The sequence below is a fragment of the Mesorhizobium sp. M4A.F.Ca.ET.050.02.1.1 genome, assembly GCF_003997725.1.
In the GTDB taxonomy this organism is placed as follows: Bacteria; Pseudomonadota; Alphaproteobacteria; order Rhizobiales; family Rhizobiaceae; genus Mesorhizobium.
On record NZ_RZSG01000843.1, the window covers coordinates 1 to 2,495 of the forward strand.

Sequence of the window (2,495 nt, forward strand, 5' to 3'; positions counted from 1 at the left end):
GTTCCAGGAAAAGTGTGAAACGGTTTTCCGTCGGGAATTGCATCAAAACAGGGGCGACGATCAAAAGCTCCAGCATGCGGCCCGCACTGTTCGCGACGCCAAATGACGCCATCGGCGTTCACATCGGCGAAGCGCAAATAGCCGAGTTATTTCAGCCCCTTGTGTCGGGACTCTGCGATATGGCGGGCGGCTGGCGTTGCCGGCAGGTCAGAACGCGCTGACGTAAAGGCCGCCATCGACTGGAATGTTCTGCCCTGTGAGATAGCCGGCATGGACCGAGCACAGGAAGGCGCAGATCTGGCCGAATTCCTCGGGCGTGCCGAGACGCTTGGCCGGCACGTCGGCGCTGATGCGGGCTTTTCGCGCCGCCGCTGCCGCCGGCTCCTCGGCCGTGCCGGCTTCATGCGGGCCGCGCAGCCGGTCGGTGTCGAGCTTGCCCGGCAGCAGGCTGTTGATGGTGACGTTGCGGTCGACCACCGTGCGCGCTACGCCGGCAAGGAACGAGGTCAGGCCGGCGCGCGCGCCCGACGAGAGGTCTAGCCCGGGGATGGGCACATAAACCGACAGCGAGGTGATGTTGACGATGCGGCCGAAGCCGCGCTTGGCCATGCCGTCGATCACCGCCTGGATCAGCTCGATCGGCGTCACCATGTTCTGGGTGACGCCTTCGAGGATCTTGTCACGGTCGAGCGTGCGGAAATCGCGCAGCGGCGGGCCGCCATTGTTGTTGACCAGGATGTCCGGATCGGGACAGGCCGCAAGCAGCGCCTTCTGCACCTCTGGCTTCGACACGTCGCCGGCGATCTCGATCACCTTGACCCCGAATTTTTCACGGATCTCGGCGGCGGTCCTTGCCAAGAGCTCCGCATTGCGGCCGTTGACGACGAGGTCGACGCCCGCCTCGGCCAGCGCAATGGCGCAACCGCGCCCTAGCCCCTTGCTGGACGCGCAGATAATGGCCTTCTTTCCGCGAATGCCGAGATCCATGACGGTCTTCTCCTTTTGTCGAGCGCGGCAAGCTAGCCCTTCGGCTGGACCAATCGCAACCGTCATACGGTTGTTGCATGAATCGTGGCACAGGCTCTGCGAAAGCAACGGTGACAAGCTATGTCCGGCCCAGAGCCCCGCACTTTCCGCTCGATGTTCATCTCCGACATCCACCTGGGGTCGAAGGCGGCCAAGGCCGACTTCCTGATCGATTTCCTCAGGCACCACGACGCCGATATCATCTATCTGGTCGGCGACATCGTCGACGGCTGGCGACTCAGGCGAAGCTGGCACTGGCCGCAGAGTCACAACGATGTCGTGCAGAAACTGCTGCGCAAGGCGCGCAAGGGCGCCAGCATCACCTACATTGCCGGCAACCACGACGAGTTCGCCCGCCAGTTCCAGGGTGTGCATTTCGGCGGCATCGTCGTCGCCGACCGTGCCATCCACGAGACCGCCGACGGCCGCCGCCTGCTGGTCATCCATGGCGACCAGTTCGACACGGTGGTGCACAATCAGCGCTGGCTCGCCTATCTCGGCGATTACGCCTATGACGCGGCGATGATGGTCAATAGGGTCGTTACAAAGCTGCGTCATCTGCTCGGCTTGCCTTACTGGTCGTTCTCGTCCTGGGCCAAGGTCAAGGTCAAGAAAGCGGTGAACTTCATTGGCTCGTTCCAGACGGTGCTGAGCGAGGAAGCGCGGCGCTCGCATGTCGACGGCGTCATCTGCGGCCACATCCACCACGCCGCGATCGAGAACTATGGCGACGTGCAGTACATCAACACCGGCGATTGGGTGGAAAGCTGCACGGCGGTGGTCGAGCATTTCGACGGCCGCATGGAAATCCTGACCTGGGCGCATGTCCTGCCCGAGGCTCCGGCCGGCAAGGATGTGCTGGTTCCCGTCAACATCAAGGGCAGGGCGGTGCAGGCGGCGTGACGCCAAGCCCCTGCGGCCGCAAGCTCGCGCTAATCGATTAGTCCAGCCGGTTTCGCCCGGTTTTTCTCCATGTTAAGGGATCGACATACGTCGCGAGCGGTCGACCGTGGCGTGATTGGATCGATTCATGTCCCTGCCGCCGCTCTCGCCTGAACAACTCGTCAAGCCACGCCATTTCGAGCTGCGCATGAGCCTGATCTTCGCCACGCTCTTCGTGTCGCTCGGTACGCATCTGCCCTACTTCCCGCTCTGGCTGCAGGCCAAGGGTTTCCATGCCGGGCAGATCGCGGTGATCCTCGCCGCGCCCATGTTCCTGCGTGTGGTGACGACGCCGCTGCTGACTGCGCTTGCCGATCGGGCGAGGGACCGCGCCCATGTCTATATCGCGCTGGTCGCGGCCTCGATGGTGCTTTCCGCCGGCTACTTCCTGCCGCCCAGCTACGCCGTCGTGCTTGCCGTCTCGCTGGCGCTGACCATCGTCTGGACGCCGCATTCGCCGATCGCCGATTCGCTGGCGCTATCGGGCGTGCGCCGTTTCGGCTCCAACTACACTAGCATGCGCAAAT

General features: G+C 63.4%; 3 protein-coding genes. 2 read left to right on the forward strand and 1 reads right to left on the reverse strand.

All coding sequences use genetic code 11. From position 1 onward, the window contains the following. Positions 1-207: 207 nt before the first annotated feature. Positions 208-987 carry an SDR family oxidoreductase gene (locus EOA33_RS32055; protein ID WP_127407451.1) on the reverse strand — a complete coding sequence of 260 codons (780 nt, stop codon included), beginning with the start codon at positions 985-987 and terminating at the stop codon, positions 208-210. 120 nt (positions 988-1,107) lie between these two features. Here EOA33_RS32055 and EOA33_RS32060 point away from each other — a divergent pair, with 120 nt between their 5' ends. Both EOA33_RS32060 and EOA33_RS32065 read left to right on the forward strand, forming a co-directional pair. Beyond that, positions 1,108-1,929 (forward strand): UDP-2,3-diacylglucosamine diphosphatase, encoded by an 822-nt coding sequence (locus EOA33_RS32060; protein WP_127407452.1) that lies wholly within the window; start codon positions 1,108-1,110, stop codon positions 1,927-1,929. Between the two features lie 127 nt (positions 1,930-2,056). Further along, positions 2,057-2,495, forward strand: a 439-nt coding sequence (locus tag EOA33_RS32065; RefSeq protein ID WP_145989406.1) for an MFS transporter, incomplete at its 3' end; no start/stop codon positions are given.

What these genes read in the sequence shown, in the direction of transcription:
- EOA33_RS32060 (WP_127407452.1), top strand. Translation starts at nt 1,108, where the DNA reads ATGTCCGGCCCAGAGCCCCGCACTTTCCGCTCGATGTTCATCTCCGAC.
- EOA33_RS32055 (WP_127407451.1), bottom strand. Translation starts at nt 987, where the DNA reads ATGGATCTCGGCATTCGCGGAAAGAAGGCCATTATCTGCGCGTCCAGC.